The sequence below is a fragment of the Pseudomaricurvus albidus genome, from assembly GCF_018863235.1.
Taxonomy (GTDB): domain Bacteria; phylum Pseudomonadota; class Gammaproteobacteria; order Pseudomonadales; family Cellvibrionaceae; genus Pseudomaricurvus; species Pseudomaricurvus albidus.
Genome location: NZ_JAHKRS010000008.1, coordinates 67,214 through 82,065 on the forward strand (window position 1 = coordinate 67,214; position 14,852 = coordinate 82,065).

The window sequence follows — 14,852 nt, forward strand, 5'->3', positions numbered from 1 at the left end:
AGTGTTTATTTTTTAGGCGCCACCAAGCCTCTATAGTTTTACTGAATAGATTCTCTAAATAATTACTGCTTTGATTATAAATGGGTCACAGTTGTCGGACTGAAAACGTATTGCAAGATTGGGTATCGCCGGAATCAAACCCCCTGCGAAACCAGCGAACACGCTGTTCAGAAGATCCGTGAGTGAAGCTGTCGGGCACCACCTGCCCGCCGGCCTGTTTCTGCAGTCGGTCGTCACCGATGGCAGTAGCGGCAATCAGCGCCTCTTCCAGATCACCGGGATCCAGTAACTGTTGACGCTGCGCGGTGTGTCCCCAGACACCGGCAAAGCAATCGGCCTGAAGTTCCTGTCGAACGGAAAGGGCATTGACTGCTTTCTGGTTCTTTCCCTGACCTGCCTGCCTCACCTTGTCGCTGATGCCCAGCAGGGTCTGTACATGATGACCTACTTCATGAGCGATCACGTAAGCCTGGGCAAAGTCTCCGGGTGCTCTGTAGCGGTTTTTGAGATCCTGAAAAAAGGATAGATCCAGATACACTTGTTGGTCTGCAGGGCAATAAAAAGGCCCCACTGCAGCGCTGGCGCGACCACAGGCGGAGTTGACACTGCCTGAGAACAGGATCAGTGAGGGTTCCTGGTATTGCTTTCCTTGAGCTCTAAAGATGGCATTCCAGGTGTCTTCAGTATCCGCAAGCACTACGGCGACAAATTGACTGAGTTGCTGTTCTTCAGGCGTGGGTTCCCTGGAGCTTTGAGTGATGGCGGGGCTGCCTCCTCCGAGCAGCAATGGCAGCAGATCTATGCCGAGGAAACGGCTGCCAATAATAACCACCACACCCACAATCAATATCATCCGGCCCGTCTTACTGCCCAGCATGCGAGGGATGAAGCGAAACAGCATGGCGACTCCTGCGCCGCTCCCGGCGGCCGAGTAGCCGCTGGATTCTCCGCGTCGATCTTCTACATTGCTGCTTTGTCGTCTGCCTTTCCAGCGCATAGTCATTACTCATTGAGTGGGCCTGTTTAGAAGCTGTTTCAACTATAGGCCAGTTTTGTTGGAAAGGGGGTTGGTGGTCAGAGGCTATGCTAGTGGTTAAAATGGCTGCCCATCTGCACTGAGGTTGGTTTCACCAGCCGTGATAGCTCCCGTGCAGTTACTGATATTAGGGTCCTTTAACATGCAAGCCACTGAATTATTGTTAAACCGCGTCTCCTGCGGCAAGTTGACTGCCCCGGCTCCGACTGCGGAGCAGCGTGATCTGATGTACCGCGCTGCGCTGCGCGCTGCGGATCATGGAAATTTGCAGCCCTGGCGTTTTTTGGAAATCGAAGGTGAGGGGCTGGAGCGTTTGGGGGATCTGTATGTGAAGGCTGCGCTGAAGGATGATCCGGAGTTGGGCGAAGTGCAGCGCGAGCGTTTCCGGAAGATGCCACTGAGGGCTCCGCTGATCGTTGTAGCGATTGCCAGAAATATCGAACACCCCAAAGTGCCGCACGTAGAACAGGTGCTGGCAACGGGTGCTGCCGGCCAAAATTTGATCAATGGGGCCTTTGCTGTTGGCGTTGGAGCCTATTGGCGCAGTGGTGCCATGGCTGAACACCCGGTTGTTATGCAGGGACTGGGGCTGGAAAAAGGAGAGCTGATTGCAGGTTTTATCTACCTTGGAACTCCCTCCATTGCCTTGAAGACACCACCGAATCCTGATCCGGAAGATTTTTTTCACCCCTGGCCTGCGAATTGAGATTGCCTTTCAGAAATCATTTGTGTATTGTACCGCCCTCGCTGAAGCAGGGTTGGTATTAAACTGCAGATTTCAGCAACTGGAGAGGTGTCCGAGTGGTCGAAGGAGCACGCCTGGAAAGTGTGTATACGGCAACGTATCGAGGGTTCGAATCCCTCCCTCTCCGCCACTTAATAAAAAAGGGCCTACCCGCAAGGGTAGGCCCTTTTTTATTAACCGCGTAGCGGGAAAGATTTAACAAATTCCCCGGTTCGACCGATTGCATCGCAATCGGGACTTCGCGCAGCGAACCCGCCATCCAAGTCTATTGATGGTCCATTGCTTCTAATGGATTAAGAAAAGCTCTGTTCACACGGGTAGATCATTTTATTAATCCTGCCCTGCCTAAACAGTTTTACCGCGATGCCTGATATTACGTCTTATTGGAGGTTTTTTCTCCACTGCCTGGGTGATATGCCAAATTCCTCTTTAAATGCTCTGGAAAACGCACTGAGTTCCGAGTAACCCAGCAGGCTGGCAAGTTTCGAGATTGGCATGTTTGAGTTGCTGAGTATTTGCTGAGCTTTACCCCAGCGCACCTGATCCAGAATCACACTGAAACTGGTACCGCGTGAGTTTAATTTTTTTTGCAGAGTCCGTTTGTGCATGGCCAGTAGTTGGCTGATTTCCTCGATGTTGCAGTCCGATGAGGTTAGGGTTTGTTCGATCAGATGCCTGGTTTGTTCTTCAATGTCATCGTTGAGTTCCCTTTTCATTGACTGTATGTAGTATTCGAGATGTTTTTGAATGTCCCGATCCTGTGAATGAAGCTTAGTACTCAGGTGACTCTGGTCAAAGCTGACACCATTAAAATCCTGATTGAACAGGACCTCGGTTTTGAAATAGTGATTATAGATTTGTGCATTGGTCGGAGCTGAGTGGGTCAAGTAAACCCGTTTTAATTTGATTGATCCCTCGCTTATGGATTGCAGAAAACGAGCGACATCACCCAGAGCCATATCATCCATTTGTGCCATGCGGTTAATGCGATAATCCTTGATATGGCGTATGAGTATTACGTCCGAGCCCTGGTTTTTTAGCTCCCAATGTTCCATCTGGTTGTGCAGGTCAATATTGCGAATGGCTTGATTAATGGCTGTCGCCACATCCGGGCTATGACGGCAGAGAATGCCAAATAATCCCAGAACATGGCCGGAGCGCCTGAAGGCCATTAGCAGTCCGATTTGAGTATTGCCTGTGTGATGGGCGGAGTTTTCGAGCAGCTGATTGGCTGTTTGAAAGGGGATCCGTGTGTCAGGGTTGTCAAAAATCTTGCGCTTGAGACCGGCTTGCCTCAACAGAAATCCGCTATCCGCACCAAGTTCTTCCATGAGTTCCAAGTACCCTTCCAGGGATCCGGTTCTTAACAAATAGGCCATTTAGGCTTCCTAAATCGAATGAAATGAGAGTGGTGCTGCTTGGCAAGGGCACCCATAGTCAAGTTTTGGCCACCTATTGTCAAGTTTTCCGGTAGGGCTCCAGATTACTATAGGGCCACCTCATATCTTGAGGAAATGATAAAAATACGAAATCGTTCAAGCCTTTGAACGTTCAAGACATAATAATAAACAGTGAGAGTCGCGATGAAAGCAGGCAAAAACCCTTTTAAATCCCCATTGGCCATGGCCGTGTTAGCAGCCAGTGGCTTGACATCATCCTATACCATTGCCGAATCCCTGGCCCTTGAAGAAGTGGTGGTGACCGCCCAGAAAAGGGCAGAAAGCCTTCAGGATGTCCCCATTTCTGTGAGTGCGATGGGAGGTGAAAAACTGTCCGACGCGGGTATTGAAAACTTGCAGGATCTGTCGGCTTATGTACCTAACCTGAAAGTATTTGATGGCGGTATCGTGCCGATGATGTACATCCGTGGTATCGGTTCCGGCGCCAACCAGGGCTTTGAGCAATCTGTTGGTACCTATTCAGATGGTATTTACATGGGGCGCAGTTTGCAGTCCCGCTCCTCCTTTATGGATCTGGAGCGTGTCGAGGTACTCCGTGGTCCCCAGTCTATTTTGTTTGGCAAAAACTCCATTGCCGGTGCCATCAGCCTGGTCAGTGCCAAGCCCACGAGTGAGTTTGAAGGCAAGGCCAGCATCAGCTACGCGCCCGAGTATGATGAAACTGAAATCAATGCCTATGTTAGCGGTCCAATTACCGACTCCTTGCGCGCCCGTTTGGCAGTCCGTGATCGTCAGGAAGATGGTTTCCTGGAGAATACGGTCCGCAACGAAGACGGACCTGCGGTGGACGAGAAGGCCGCGCGTCTGACCTTTGAATGGGATGCCACTGATAATCTGCTGGCCACACTGAAACTGGAAACATCCGATATTAAACGCGCGGGGCGTATCAGTCAGGTCATCGATTACGGCAACTACCAGATCAATCCTGCGGTGATGGATCAGCTTGCTGGCGATGACAAGCTGGATTTCAAGCGCACTGCCAATGAGAACAACAAAATCAGCTTCAAGAGCAACAACGTGGTTCTGAATCTGGATTATGCCATGGGGCAGCACACTCTGACCTCGATCACCGGCTATTCGGACTTTGACTTCCAGGAAACCAATTACGACGCCGAGTTCTCCGAGCTGCGCGTGATTGATATGGACATGGGTGAAGAGTTTGAGCAGTTCAGTCAGGAGATTCGTTTGGCCTCGCCCGGGGGTGAGACAGTGGACTACATTGTGGGTGCTTTCTATCAAACCTCCGAGCAGGAATATAAGGAAGTCGCTCGTCTGTATCCTTCTACCGTAGGCTTGACGGCTGGCGGTTTGCCGGTTTTTGACAGTCTGGTGGATCGTCCGTTTTACCAGGAAAGTGATATGTGGGCGGTGTTTGCCCAGGGTACCTGGAACGTCACTGATCGCCTGCGGGTGACTGCCGGCTTGCGTTATACCGAAGAGAAAAAAGAAGGTTCCAGAGACCAGACTCTTTATTCCCTCAACCTTGCACCCGGTGTCCTGCAATCGGATCTTGAGCTGGCTCCCAATTTTACCGTGGCCGATGCTCTGGCTCTGGATGCGTCAGCTGGTGGATTTCGTTTGACCGACCACAATCTGAGCGGCAAGCGTGACGAAGAGGTGTTGACGCCGTCGTTGAATGTCCAGTACGACCTGACGGGCGATATCATGCTCTACGCTACCTACACCACCGGTTATAAATCCGGCGGTTTTGATGCGCGTGGTATCAATGGTGCCACTACAAGCAATAACCCCAATGGTTACAGCGTGCTGGCTTTGGGCGGTGATAACTTCCAGTTCGATGAAGAGGAAGCTGAAACCTTTGAAGTCGGTGCCAAAATGACGTTGCTGGACGGTTCGGCTGAACTCAATCTGGCGGCATTCAGAACCGATTACACCGACATGCAGGTTTCGGTTTACGACGGTACATTCGGCTTCAACGTATTCAATGCCGGTGCTGCCAAAGTTCAGGGCCTGGAATTGGATGGACGCTGGCGCGCCACTGAAAACCTGATGTTTGTCACCAGTGCGGCCTATCTGGATTATGAGTGGACTGATTATTCTGAAGGTGTGTGTCCTGGTGTGGGCGCCCAGGTGCCAAGCCCCAGTGGCAGTGGTAACTGTGACCTGACCGGACGTGAGAACATGCACGCACCGGAATGGACCGTTAACCTGAGTATGAATTACGACCGCTCCCTAACGGACAACCTGCAGCTGCGCACCACGCTGGATGCCAATTTCATGGACAACCACTATGTAGCAGGTTCTCTGGATCGTCGTCACGAACAGTCCGCGGCGACAACCTTCAACGCGCGTATTGCCCTGGCTACGTTTGACGATACCTGGCAAGTGGCCCTGACCGGTAAAAACCTGACCAATGAACGCATCATGACTTATGGTTCTGACGTTGCGCTGAGTAACGCCGGGCCTCTGCCAGGTGGTCTGCACGCAGAAATCAGACGTCCAAGAACTTTTGCCGTTGAAGCGAGCTATGCTTTTTAAGCGTACTCTAAATGATGTTGTTAATGTTGAATAAAAAGGTGTCGCAGTGAGTTATCGTAAAGTTTTGATCACAGGTGCGGGTGGTGACTTGGGCATGGCGCTGTGTCGCCAGTTTGCCCAGCAGGGTGTTTCCATTGTCGCGATCAATCGTTCCCGTGAGCCGATTGAGCAGTTGTCGGCCTCGCTGCCAGAGTCTGCAGATTTTTCAGCGTATTTTGTTGATCAAACTGATTTTGAGGCTCTGGATGCTTTGCTGCGTAACGTCCTGGAAGAGCATCAAGACATTGATCTGTTACTGTTGAATGCGGGGATTGATAAACCGCAAAAGCTGACAGATTTTGATTGGCGCCTGGCGAAGCAACACTTCGACATTAACATCATCTCAAATTACGTATTTCTGCCTCAGATCGTTCCCTATTTCCTGCATCGTCAAAAGGGGCATATTGCTGCTGTGTCGAGTTTGGCGGGTTATGCCGGCTTTCCTTATGAGCATGTCTACAACGCTTCAAAGGCGGCTGTCCGGATGATGGTGGATGGCATTCGGATGGAGCTGAAGGATTCGGGTATTGCAGTAACAGGCATATACCCGGGTTTCCTTGAGGGAAAAATGGCAGAGGGGAATGCCTTTAAAGTGGGGAGTGTCGTCACTACCGAGGACGCTGCGAATACCATTATTTCAGGTTTGGAGGAGCATGTTCCGGAGATCGCGTTTCCGCAAGAACTGGCGAGCATGGTTGGTCAGCTTTCATCTCTTTCTGTGAAAGAAAGAGATGAGCTACTTGCGCAAATGATGGAAATGGACTGATCCTGAGGTCAGTTCATTTCACTTGTTTTACCTATTACGAGAAAAGAAAATGGATCATATTTCTGGCCCGAATCGATGGCTGTCGCCTGTATTGGCTGTATTGCTGGCCTTCACCTCTGTGGCTGCCTTCGCAGCTAAATCAGAGAAGCCGAATATTCTGGTGATTATGGGCGACGATATTGGCCATACCAACATCAGTTACCTGAGTTTTGGGATGATGGGGTATCGCACACCCAACATCGATCGGATTGCCAAAGAGGGGATGTACTTTACAGATTACTACGGTGAGCAAAGTTGTACCGCTGGCCGTTCGGCTTTTATTACCGGTCAAAGCCCTGTGCGAACGGGGTTGACCAAAGTGGGAATTCCCGGTTCGCCACTGGGTATTCAGAAAGAAGACCCGACGCTGGCAGAAATGCTCAAGCCCATGGGTTATGCCACAGGTCAGTTTGGCAAAAACCACCTGGGTGATCGCGATGAATACTTGCCCACCAACCACGGTTTTGATGAGTTCTTCGGCAATTTGTATCACCTCAATGCCGAAGAAGAACCGGAAAAACCCCATTACTTTACCGATCCCAAATGGATCAAAATGTTTTCGCCTCGCGGTGTTGTACGCTCCTATGCCGATGGTCGAGTTGAAGACAGTGGTCCGTTGACCAAAAAACGCATGGAAACCGTCGATGATGAATTTATGGCGGCCTCTTTAGACTTTATGGACCGGGCTGTGGCTGCAGATAAACCCTTTTTCGTGTGGTTTAACTCCAGTCGTATGCATTACAACACTCATGTGCCGGATGAATACAGTGGCCGTTCCGGTTTGAATTTTTACGCTGACGGCATGTTGCAGCACGACGATCACGTCGGACAGTTGCTGAATAAACTGGATCAACTGGGTGTTGCAGACAACACCATTGTGATTTATACCACCGACAATGGTCCTCACTTGAATGAGTGGCCGGATGCGGGTATTTCTCCTTTCCGTGGCGAGAAAAACACCAACTGGGAAGCGGCGTATCGAGTGGTGTCTTTTGTTCGCTGGCCCGGAAAGATCGAGCCGGCCTCGGTTTCAAACAGTGTGATGTCTCATCTCGACTGGGTGCCGACCTTGATGGCCGCAGTGGGTAACGACAACATCAAATCTGAACTGAAAAAAGGCAAACGTCTGGGCAGTGATACCTATAAGGTACATCTGGACGGTTACAACATGCTGCCCCATATCCTGGGCAAAGAGAAGGAAGGGCGCCGCAAGGAATTTTTCTATTTCAGCGATGATGGTTTGTTAACAGGGTTGCGTTACGGTGGGCGTTGGAAATTGGTGTTTGCCGAGCAGCGTGCGAAACAGATGCAGGTTTGGCGTGAGCCGTTTGTCCAGTTGCGTATTCCACTGATTTTTGATTTGCGCATGGATCCTTATGAGCGTGCACAGCATAACGCGAACTCATTCAACCACTGGCAGACACAAAATCAATATTTGGCGATGCCTGCTTTTAAAATTGTGGCTGACTTTGTCAGCACGTTTCAAGAGTATCCGCCACGTCAAAAGCCGACCTCCTACAAAATGGAAGACATCACAGATGCCATGTATCAGATGATGCAAAAGTAGCCGGGATGAAAAAGAAGCTGGCTGCGGAGTTTGTGGTCAGCTCGAATGAGGGTTTTCTTGATTGCGCCACTGTCTGGGAGATACCCCGGTTGCGGTCTTGAAAGCTCGAGAAAAACTGGTGATATCGCTGTACCCCAGCAGCTCTGAAATTCGGGTGATGTCGATTTGGCTTGAGTGTAATAGCCAGCGTGCCTGACCTACGCGGGCATCATTCAGAAGGGCTTTAAAGGTGGTGCCGCGATCAGCCAGTCGCCGTTGTAATGTTCGCTTCTCCAGACCCATAAAATTTGCGATGGTGGCAAGGGTCAGATCTGAGCTGCCCAGCGTTTGCAGAATCAGGCTGTTGACTTGTTGGATTATATCCCCGGCGTAATAGTTCAATTGGCCTTGCAGGCGCTGCAGTAAGTACTTGCGCCTGTCGGGTGAATAGCGAACCACCGGTTGCTGGAGAAAACGTTTTGGAAAACCAATCTGGTTATATTCCTGGTTGAAGCGTACTGGACACTGAAAAAACGAGGAATAAGTCGAGTCGCGTGAAATTTTATCGTGAGTAAAGTTGACGTAAAGAACTTCAAAATCGGAGCCGGCGAGCGTGCGCAGTAATCTTACACAGACCGCCAGGGATAACTCCTTTGATTGACGCGCGAGCGAAGAGGCGTGGGTCAGTTGTTGGCGTTGAATAACGCACTGGTTGTCGTATTGCTGAAGTCGCCAGAGTTCACTGCGAACATGGGTGGAAATGAAGGTTTGTGAGAGGCTCAGTGCGGCGCCAACCGTTGGGCAGTTTTCGAGCAATAAACCCAGAGCGCCGAGCATATGGATGTCCTGTTTGGCTGCCAGACGTAATCCAAAATCAGTGCAGTTCAGTGTTTGAGCGGCGTGCTCCAGTAATTTTTCGACCAGATCATAGGGAATGAGTTGCTCGGAATTGGTGTCCAGCTCTGCCGGCAAGCCCGCCCAGGTTAGCAGTTCGCTGGCATTGCCACCCAGATCTGCTACCAGTGATGAAAAACCGGTTAAGACTGCGCTGCGTGATTGATAGACTTGAGAATACATTTTCTGGATGTTTACGGCTCTGAGAATATTTAGTTATAAAAACGTTTGAGAAGCTGTTTTTGTGGAGGCTTTTTGTTTGTTTGAACGTCCGCGTTTGGGTGTTGGAGAAACTGTTTCAGTTTAGTTTCCTCTGACGTCAAATGACAAGTTTTTTGCGCGGGTACAGGATAATATTTGTGCATCTTTCAATAATGATAATTCGATAGGTGGAGAGAATGGAACAGTTAGATATAGCAATTAAAAATGGTCTGCTTTTTGACGGCACTGGTGCTCCAGCCAAGGTCCGAAGTGTCGGAATCAAAGATGGCAAGGTAGCGAAGTTTGACCTCAATGATGCCGAGATCGAATCCGCTGCAAAAGTCGTCGATGCAGAAGGCAAGTGGGTTATGCCTGGTTTTCTGGATACCCATACTCATTACGACTCCGAAATTATTGTTTCACCCGGCTTAACGGAATCCGTACGTCACGGTATTACTACAGTTTTGGTCGGCAGCTGTTCACTGAGTATGGTGTGCAGTGACGACGAAGATGCCTCGGATATTTTTACTCGTGTGGAAACTGTGCCGCGAGAAAAAGTCTTGCCGATTCTTAACAAACACAAAACCTGGAAGACGCCCCGCGAGTGGGTCGAATTTGTGAAAAAGCAACCCTTGGGGCCTAACCTGATTTCGTTTTTGGGGCACAGCGATCTGCGCACAGCCGTTATGGGTTTGTCGCGTGCAACGGATAATGATGTGGTGCCCAGTGAAGAAGAAATGAAGGCAATGGAAGCGCATCTCAAAGAAGCTTTGGATTGCGGTTTCCTGGGACTGTCGACCATGTGCCTGAACTGGGACAAGGTGGACGGGGATCGCGAATGGTCCAAGAGTTTGCCCAGCACCTATGCCAAGTGGCGCGAGATCAGCCGTTTCAATAAATTGCTGCGTGCTCGCAACCGCGTGCACCAGGGGGCGCCAAATGCGGCCAGCCCACTGCAAATTCTCCAGTACCTCTGGGAAACCTGGGGTGGTATCCGCAAGCCTCTGAAAACCACATTGATTTCTCTTATGGATCTGCGTGGCAATGCCACCTTGCGACCGCTGGCACAGTTGGCTGCGCGTATTATCAATTGGATTGGCGGAGATTTTCGCTGGCAGGTATTACCGACGCCATTTACCGTTTACGCCGATGGCATCGATGTGGTGTTCTTTGAGGAGTTTGGCGCAGGGGAGATGGCGCTGGATCTGAAAGACCGGGTTGAGCGTGATAATTTGTTGAAAGATGAGAAATATCGTCGTGAGTTTCGCAAGTTTTACGGTGAGAAGTTGAGCCCCCGAGTCTGGCAGCGTGATTTCTCCGATGCCATTATTTTGGAGTGCCCGGACAAGTCTCTGATTGGCAAGGATTTTGGTGAAATCGCCAAGGCCCGTGGAATCCATGAAGTGGATCTGTTCCTGGATTTGGTGGTGGAATATGGTAACTCCCTGCGCTGGTACACCACCGTTGCCAATCACCGTCCAGATGTACTGAGCAAAATGGTACAGGACAAGAATACTCTGATTACCTTTTCAGATGCCGGTGCTCATATCCGCAATATGGCATTTTACAATCAGCCTCTGCGTTTCCTGAAGCTTGTGAAAGATTCCCACGATCGCGGTGCGCCACTGATGAGTATGGAAAAAGCTGTCTGGCGTATGACCGGTGAGCAGGCAGACTGGCTCGGTGTGAACGCCGGTAAGCTACGTACCGGTGAGCGCGCCGATGTGATTGTGGTCAACCCGAAAGCCTTCGATCAGAATCTGGAGCAGGTGCATTGGGCGGAAATGGAAAACTTTGGTTTGCAGCGCCTGGTAAACCGCAACCCTGGTCTGGTGGAAACTGTGGTGATCAATGGCCGTGTGGCTGTGGATAACGAACAGCTGGCACCGGAGCTGGGCCATGAAATGGGATTTGGTTCATTTTTGCCTGCGAGCTAAATTCTGTAATCTCCCGTTTCAGAAAAACCCAGCCTTAGCGGCTGGGTTTTTTTATGCCTGCATCAAGTTCCGTCTTGCGGTCGTGGGCTGGGTGAAGCCAATTTTTCGGTTACAAATCTTTACATTTTTGCTCGGCTGCACATGGTCATTAGACGTCGCTGTGTCAGCGGATAGAGTGCCGCTGTCAGGGGACACATTGATGCTCATTTAAGGTGTCGTGAGCCATATAAAGCTCGATGAGGGCAGGATTGGAGATATAATCCCGATTCGAGACGCTGCACAGGAACCCGAGTGGCCTGGATGGCGCACTCAGGCTTGCAATCGACCCCCAAAACAGGAATAATCGCCCCGCTTTGCAATGGTGGCTCTTTCCGGTCCCCTCGCAATGATTAGCTGTAAACCCCGCCAGGCCCGGAAGGGAGCAACGGTAGCAGTGAGTTCATGTGCCGGGGTGTGGCTGGTTTGAGCCGCCACCCAATTCTTGAAGCATCCCCCGTTATTCCTTCTGTATTTTATTCTTCCTTCTTTATATCTGTTCACTTGGGTGGGTTGCTCGCCAGCGGCAGCTTCTGTCGATATAATCGCTGATCCAGTACCTAATTTTGATGACAGACAAGGAATCCCCAACCTCCATGAGCTATCAAGTTCTTGCCCGAAAATGGCGTCCGCGGACTTTCCGCGAACTGGTTGGACAGCAGCACGTGCTGCAGGCGCTGGTGAATGCGCTGGACCATAATCGTCTGCATCATGCTTATCTGTTTACCGGCACCCGCGGGGTAGGCAAGACCACCATCGCCCGCATTCTGGCCAAATGCCTTAACTGTGAATCCGGCGTCAGCTCCGAGCCCTGCGGCCAGTGTGGCGCCTGTATGGAGATCAGCGAAGGCCGCTTTGTGGATCTGATCGAGGTGGATGCGGCGTCTCGCACCAAGGTGGAAGACACTCGGGAGCTGCTGGAAAACGTTCAATACGCGCCGACTCGCGGCCGCTACAAGGTGTACCTGATCGATGAGGTGCACATGCTCTCCAGTCACAGTTTTAACGCGCTGTTGAAGACGCTGGAAGAGCCGCCACCGCACGTGAAGTTCCTGCTGGCCACCACCGATCCGCAGAAGCTGCCGGTGACCATTCTGTCCCGCTGCCTGCAATTTCACCTGAAAAACATGGACCCCGAGCGCATTGTGGGCCATCTCAAGTACGTACTTGAGCAGGAGATGGTGCCGTTTGAAGAATCTGCCCTGTGGCAATTGGGCCGCGCTGCCGATGGCAGTATGCGCGATGCCATGAGTCTGGCGGATCAGGCCATTGCCTTTGGTGGCGGCAAGGTGGCTGAAAGTGAAGTCCGTGCCATGCTGGGTACCATTGACCAGAATCTGGTCTATCGCGTGCTGGAGGCCCTGGTGTCAGGGCAGGGCGAAGCTGTCATGAAAGCCGTGGATGAACTGTCGGAGCACGCGCCAGACTACAGTGGCGCATTGGCAGAACTGCTCTCTGCTCTGCATCGTATTGCCATTGCCCAGGCTCTGCCGGAAGCGGTGGACAACAGCCGCGGCGATCGTCAGCAGATTCTGACACTGGCGCAGCAATTACCCGCCGAAGACGTGCAGCTGTTTTATCAGACGGCTCTGATGGGGCGTCGCGACCTGCCCATGTCACCGGATCTGCGCGCCGGGTTTGAGATGGTGCTGCTGCGCATGATGGCTTTTAGGCCGCAGGGCGTTCACAGTGTGCCTACACAACCGCTGCCGCAATCCTCACCATCGTCCCAGACAGCCCCTGAGCCCATACAGCTTTCAGAATCGGCGGAGCCAGCAGTCGAGCCTGAGTCTCCATCGTTTCAGAATGAGCAAGAAGCGCAACCGGAACGTGAGCCTGCTCCTGCACCGGTTGCTCCCACGACAGAAAACTCTCAAGCTGCCCACCAGCCACAGCAAGCTTCAGTCGTGCAACAGCCTGAGCCTCAGCTGGTTAGAAATGAGCCTCAGCCTGTAAATGAGCCTCAGCCTGTTGAGCAGTCTCAGCCGTTAACCGCGCCTGAGCCTGCACCAGAGCCGCAGCCCGTTCAGTCTCCAGAGCCTCCTGTGGCGCAAACCGCTGAGCCTAACCAAAAACGCGGTTTATCCCCCGAAGAAATGTCGGCCATGGGGTTGCAACCGGCTCGTCAGGTAACAGCGGCGGAGAAGCCAGAGCCCAAGCCCAACGAATTGAAGAAAATCCCGCTGGCGGCCATGACCCCGGAACGCTGGATTGAACTCTACGCAGGTCTCGGTGTGGGTGGTGTACTCCAAAGCACGGTTTCCAACTGCTTGTTGCAACACATTGACGGTGATCAGTGGTACTTCCTGCTGGATCACAACCACAGCACACTTTATGACGAGGGACATCAGGGCCGATTGTCCGAGCTGTTGGTGCAGTATTTTGGTCAGCCGATCACCGCCGTGATTGAATTGGGTACAGTTACTGCTGAAACACCTGCTGCATGCGCCATTCGCATTCGTCAGGAACAGCACGCCTATGCACTCCATGCCATGAATACCGATCCGGTGGTACAGCAGTTGCTCCAGCAATTTGAGGGCGTTTTGGATGAAGAGTCTGTGCGCCCCATTCTGGATGAGTAATCTGAGCCGCTAACGTTCGGCTCAGCGTAAAGAGATAAAGGTTTAATCAACCCGCAATCGGGTTAAGAGAGGTAAGTATGAAAGGTCTTGGCGACTTAATGAAGCAAGCCCAGGAAATGCAGGCCAACATGCAAAAAATGCAGGAGGAGTTGGCCAATGCAGAGGTTCAGGGGCAATCCGGTGCCGGGCTGGTCAAGGTGACCATGACCGGTCGTCACGATGTGAAGTCGGTGGATATCGATGCGAGTCTGCTGACAGAAGATAAGGAAATCCTGGAGGATTTACTGGCTGCTGCCGTTAACGATGCTGTACGCAAAGTTGAGGCAAATACCAAAGATAAAATGGGTGATCTGACGGCCGGAATGCAGATGCCGCCCGGCTTTAAAATGCCATTTTAACACCCATTCAATGGTCAATATTCGCGCAATTGCCGCTTTATCGTGAGTCCAGAAACGTAATTTATGTTTAGCCCCTTAATTGATGAATTAATGAGTAGCCTGCGATGTTTGCCGGGTGTGGGTCCCAAGTCGGCACAGCGTATGGCGCTGTACTTGCTGGAGCGGGATCGTGAAGGTGCTTCACGGTTGGCGTCGAGTCTTGGCAAGGCGGTAGAAGGGGTTGGCAATTGCAGTCGCTGCCGGACACTGACCGAAGAAACGGTCTGTGGCATTTGTGCCAACAGCCGACGTGACGATTCACTGTTGTGTGTCGTCGAGACACCGGCGGATGTTCTGGCAATGGAGTCGGCCGGTATTTATCAGGGCAAATACTTTATCTTGATGGGACATCTGTCGCCCATTGATGGTATTGGTCCCGCGGACATTGGTTTGGATGTCCTGTTGACCCGCCTGCAAAGTGGCGAAATTCAGGAATTGATTCTGGCGACCAACCCTACTGTTGAAGGTGAGGCAACCGCGCACTACATTGCGGATCAGGCCAAGGCGCAAAATGTTCAGGTTTCCCGAATCGCCAATGGCGTGCCTTTGGGAGGGGAGCTTGAGTACATTGATGGTGGTACGCTCGCACACGCTTTATCTTCCCGTCGCGCGGTATAACCGCCAGGTGTAGCCGG

11 protein-coding genes, 1 tRNA gene and 1 other RNA gene are annotated in these 14,852 nt (G+C 51.6%); 10 read left to right on the forward strand and 3 right to left on the reverse strand.

Features of this window, described 5'->3' with window-relative positions:
• Positions 1-85: 85 nt before the first annotated feature.
• Positions 86-997, reverse strand: a complete 912-nt coding sequence (ypfJ, locus tag KOI40_RS13430) for a KPN_02809 family neutral zinc metallopeptidase (protein ID WP_216098047.1) — start codon at positions 995-997, stop codon at positions 86-88.
• Positions 998-1,178: 181 nt separating this feature from the next.
• Here ypfJ and KOI40_RS13435 point away from each other — a divergent pair, with 181 nt between their 5' ends.
• Both KOI40_RS13435 and KOI40_RS13440 read left to right on the forward strand, forming a co-directional pair.
• Positions 1,179-1,742 (forward strand): nitroreductase family protein, encoded by a 564-nt coding sequence (locus tag KOI40_RS13435; RefSeq protein ID WP_216098048.1) that lies wholly within the window; start codon positions 1,179-1,181, stop codon positions 1,740-1,742.
• 81 nt (positions 1,743-1,823) lie between these two features.
• Positions 1,824-1,911: transfer RNA gene (locus tag KOI40_RS13440), tRNA-Ser, on the forward strand.
• Between the two features lie 250 nt (positions 1,912-2,161).
• Here KOI40_RS13440 and KOI40_RS13445 read toward each other — a convergent pair.
• A complete protein-coding gene (locus KOI40_RS13445) occupies positions 2,162-3,160 on the reverse strand; it encodes an AraC family transcriptional regulator (RefSeq protein ID WP_216098049.1) in 999 nt (332 codons plus the stop codon).
• Positions 3,161-3,364: 204 nt separating this feature from the next.
• Between KOI40_RS13445 and KOI40_RS13450 the strand changes: the two genes are divergently transcribed.
• The 3 genes from KOI40_RS13450 to KOI40_RS13460 are packed head-to-tail and all read left to right on the forward strand — an operon-like array spanning position 3,365 to position 8,151.
• Complete coding sequence (locus KOI40_RS13450; RefSeq protein ID WP_216098050.1) at positions 3,365-5,740, forward strand: TonB-dependent receptor; 2,376 nt, start codon at positions 3,365-3,367, stop codon at positions 5,738-5,740.
• A gap of 46 nt (positions 5,741-5,786) precedes the next feature.
• Positions 5,787-6,545, forward strand: a complete 759-nt coding sequence (locus KOI40_RS13455) for an SDR family NAD(P)-dependent oxidoreductase (RefSeq protein WP_216098051.1) — start codon at positions 5,787-5,789, stop codon at positions 6,543-6,545.
• A gap of 49 nt (positions 6,546-6,594) precedes the next feature.
• The gene (locus KOI40_RS13460; RefSeq protein WP_216098052.1) at positions 6,595-8,151 is read left to right on the forward strand and encodes an arylsulfatase; all 1,557 of its coding nucleotides are present in this window, start codon (positions 6,595-6,597) and stop codon (positions 8,149-8,151) included.
• A 36-nt stretch (positions 8,152-8,187) separates the two neighbouring features.
• Here the strand turns inward: KOI40_RS13460 and KOI40_RS13465 are convergent, their stop codons facing one another.
• Positions 8,188-9,207, reverse strand: coding sequence for an AraC family transcriptional regulator (locus KOI40_RS13465; protein WP_216098053.1), 1,020 nt, complete (start codon positions 9,205-9,207; stop codon positions 8,188-8,190).
• Positions 9,208-9,422: 215 nt separating this feature from the next.
• Between KOI40_RS13465 and KOI40_RS13470 the strand changes: the two genes are divergently transcribed.
• From KOI40_RS13470 to recR, 5 genes are all read left to right on the forward strand, one after another.
• A complete protein-coding gene (locus KOI40_RS13470) occupies positions 9,423-11,162 on the forward strand; it encodes an N-acyl-D-amino-acid deacylase family protein (RefSeq protein ID WP_216098054.1) in 1,740 nt (579 codons plus the stop codon).
• A 369-nt stretch (positions 11,163-11,531) separates the two neighbouring features.
• An RNA gene (ffs, locus tag KOI40_RS13475) (signal recognition particle sRNA small type) lies at positions 11,532-11,628 on the forward strand.
• 166 nt (positions 11,629-11,794) lie between these two features.
• Positions 11,795-13,780: a DNA polymerase III subunit gamma/tau gene (gene dnaX, locus KOI40_RS13480; RefSeq protein ID WP_216098055.1), complete on the forward strand. Its 1,986-nt coding sequence runs from the start codon at positions 11,795-11,797 to the stop codon at positions 13,778-13,780.
• 77 nt (positions 13,781-13,857) lie between these two features.
• Positions 13,858-14,178 (forward strand): YbaB/EbfC family nucleoid-associated protein, encoded by a 321-nt coding sequence (locus tag KOI40_RS13485; RefSeq protein WP_216098056.1) that lies wholly within the window; start codon positions 13,858-13,860, stop codon positions 14,176-14,178.
• A 63-nt stretch (positions 14,179-14,241) separates the two neighbouring features.
• Positions 14,242-14,835, forward strand: a complete 594-nt coding sequence (gene recR, locus KOI40_RS13490; protein WP_216098057.1) for a recombination mediator RecR — start codon at positions 14,242-14,244, stop codon at positions 14,833-14,835.
• Positions 14,836-14,852: the final 17 nt, after the last annotated feature.

Excerpts from the sequence above, each read along its gene's own strand:
- KOI40_RS13485 (WP_216098056.1), top strand. The coding sequence starts at position 13,858 with ATGAAAGGTCTTGGCGACTTAATGAAGCAAGCCCAGGAAATGCAGGCC.
- KOI40_RS13445 (WP_216098049.1), bottom strand. The coding sequence starts at position 3,160 with ATGGCCTATTTGTTAAGAACCGGATCCCTGGAAGGGTACTTGGAACTC.
- ypfJ (WP_216098047.1), bottom strand. The coding sequence starts at position 997 with ATGCGCTGGAAAGGCAGACGACAAAGCAGCAATGTAGAAGATCGACGC.
- KOI40_RS13470 (WP_216098054.1), top strand. The coding sequence starts at position 9,423 with ATGGAACAGTTAGATATAGCAATTAAAAATGGTCTGCTTTTTGACGGC.
- dnaX (WP_216098055.1), top strand. The coding sequence starts at position 11,795 with ATGAGCTATCAAGTTCTTGCCCGAAAATGGCGTCCGCGGACTTTCCGC.
- KOI40_RS13465 (WP_216098053.1), bottom strand. The coding sequence starts at position 9,207 with ATGTATTCTCAAGTCTATCAATCACGCAGCGCAGTCTTAACCGGTTTT.
- KOI40_RS13460 (WP_216098052.1), top strand. The coding sequence starts at position 6,595 with ATGGATCATATTTCTGGCCCGAATCGATGGCTGTCGCCTGTATTGGCT.
- recR (WP_216098057.1), top strand. The coding sequence starts at position 14,242 with ATGTTTAGCCCCTTAATTGATGAATTAATGAGTAGCCTGCGATGTTTG.
- KOI40_RS13435 (WP_216098048.1), top strand. The coding sequence starts at position 1,179 with ATGCAAGCCACTGAATTATTGTTAAACCGCGTCTCCTGCGGCAAGTTG.
- KOI40_RS13450 (WP_216098050.1), top strand. The coding sequence starts at position 3,365 with ATGAAAGCAGGCAAAAACCCTTTTAAATCCCCATTGGCCATGGCCGTG.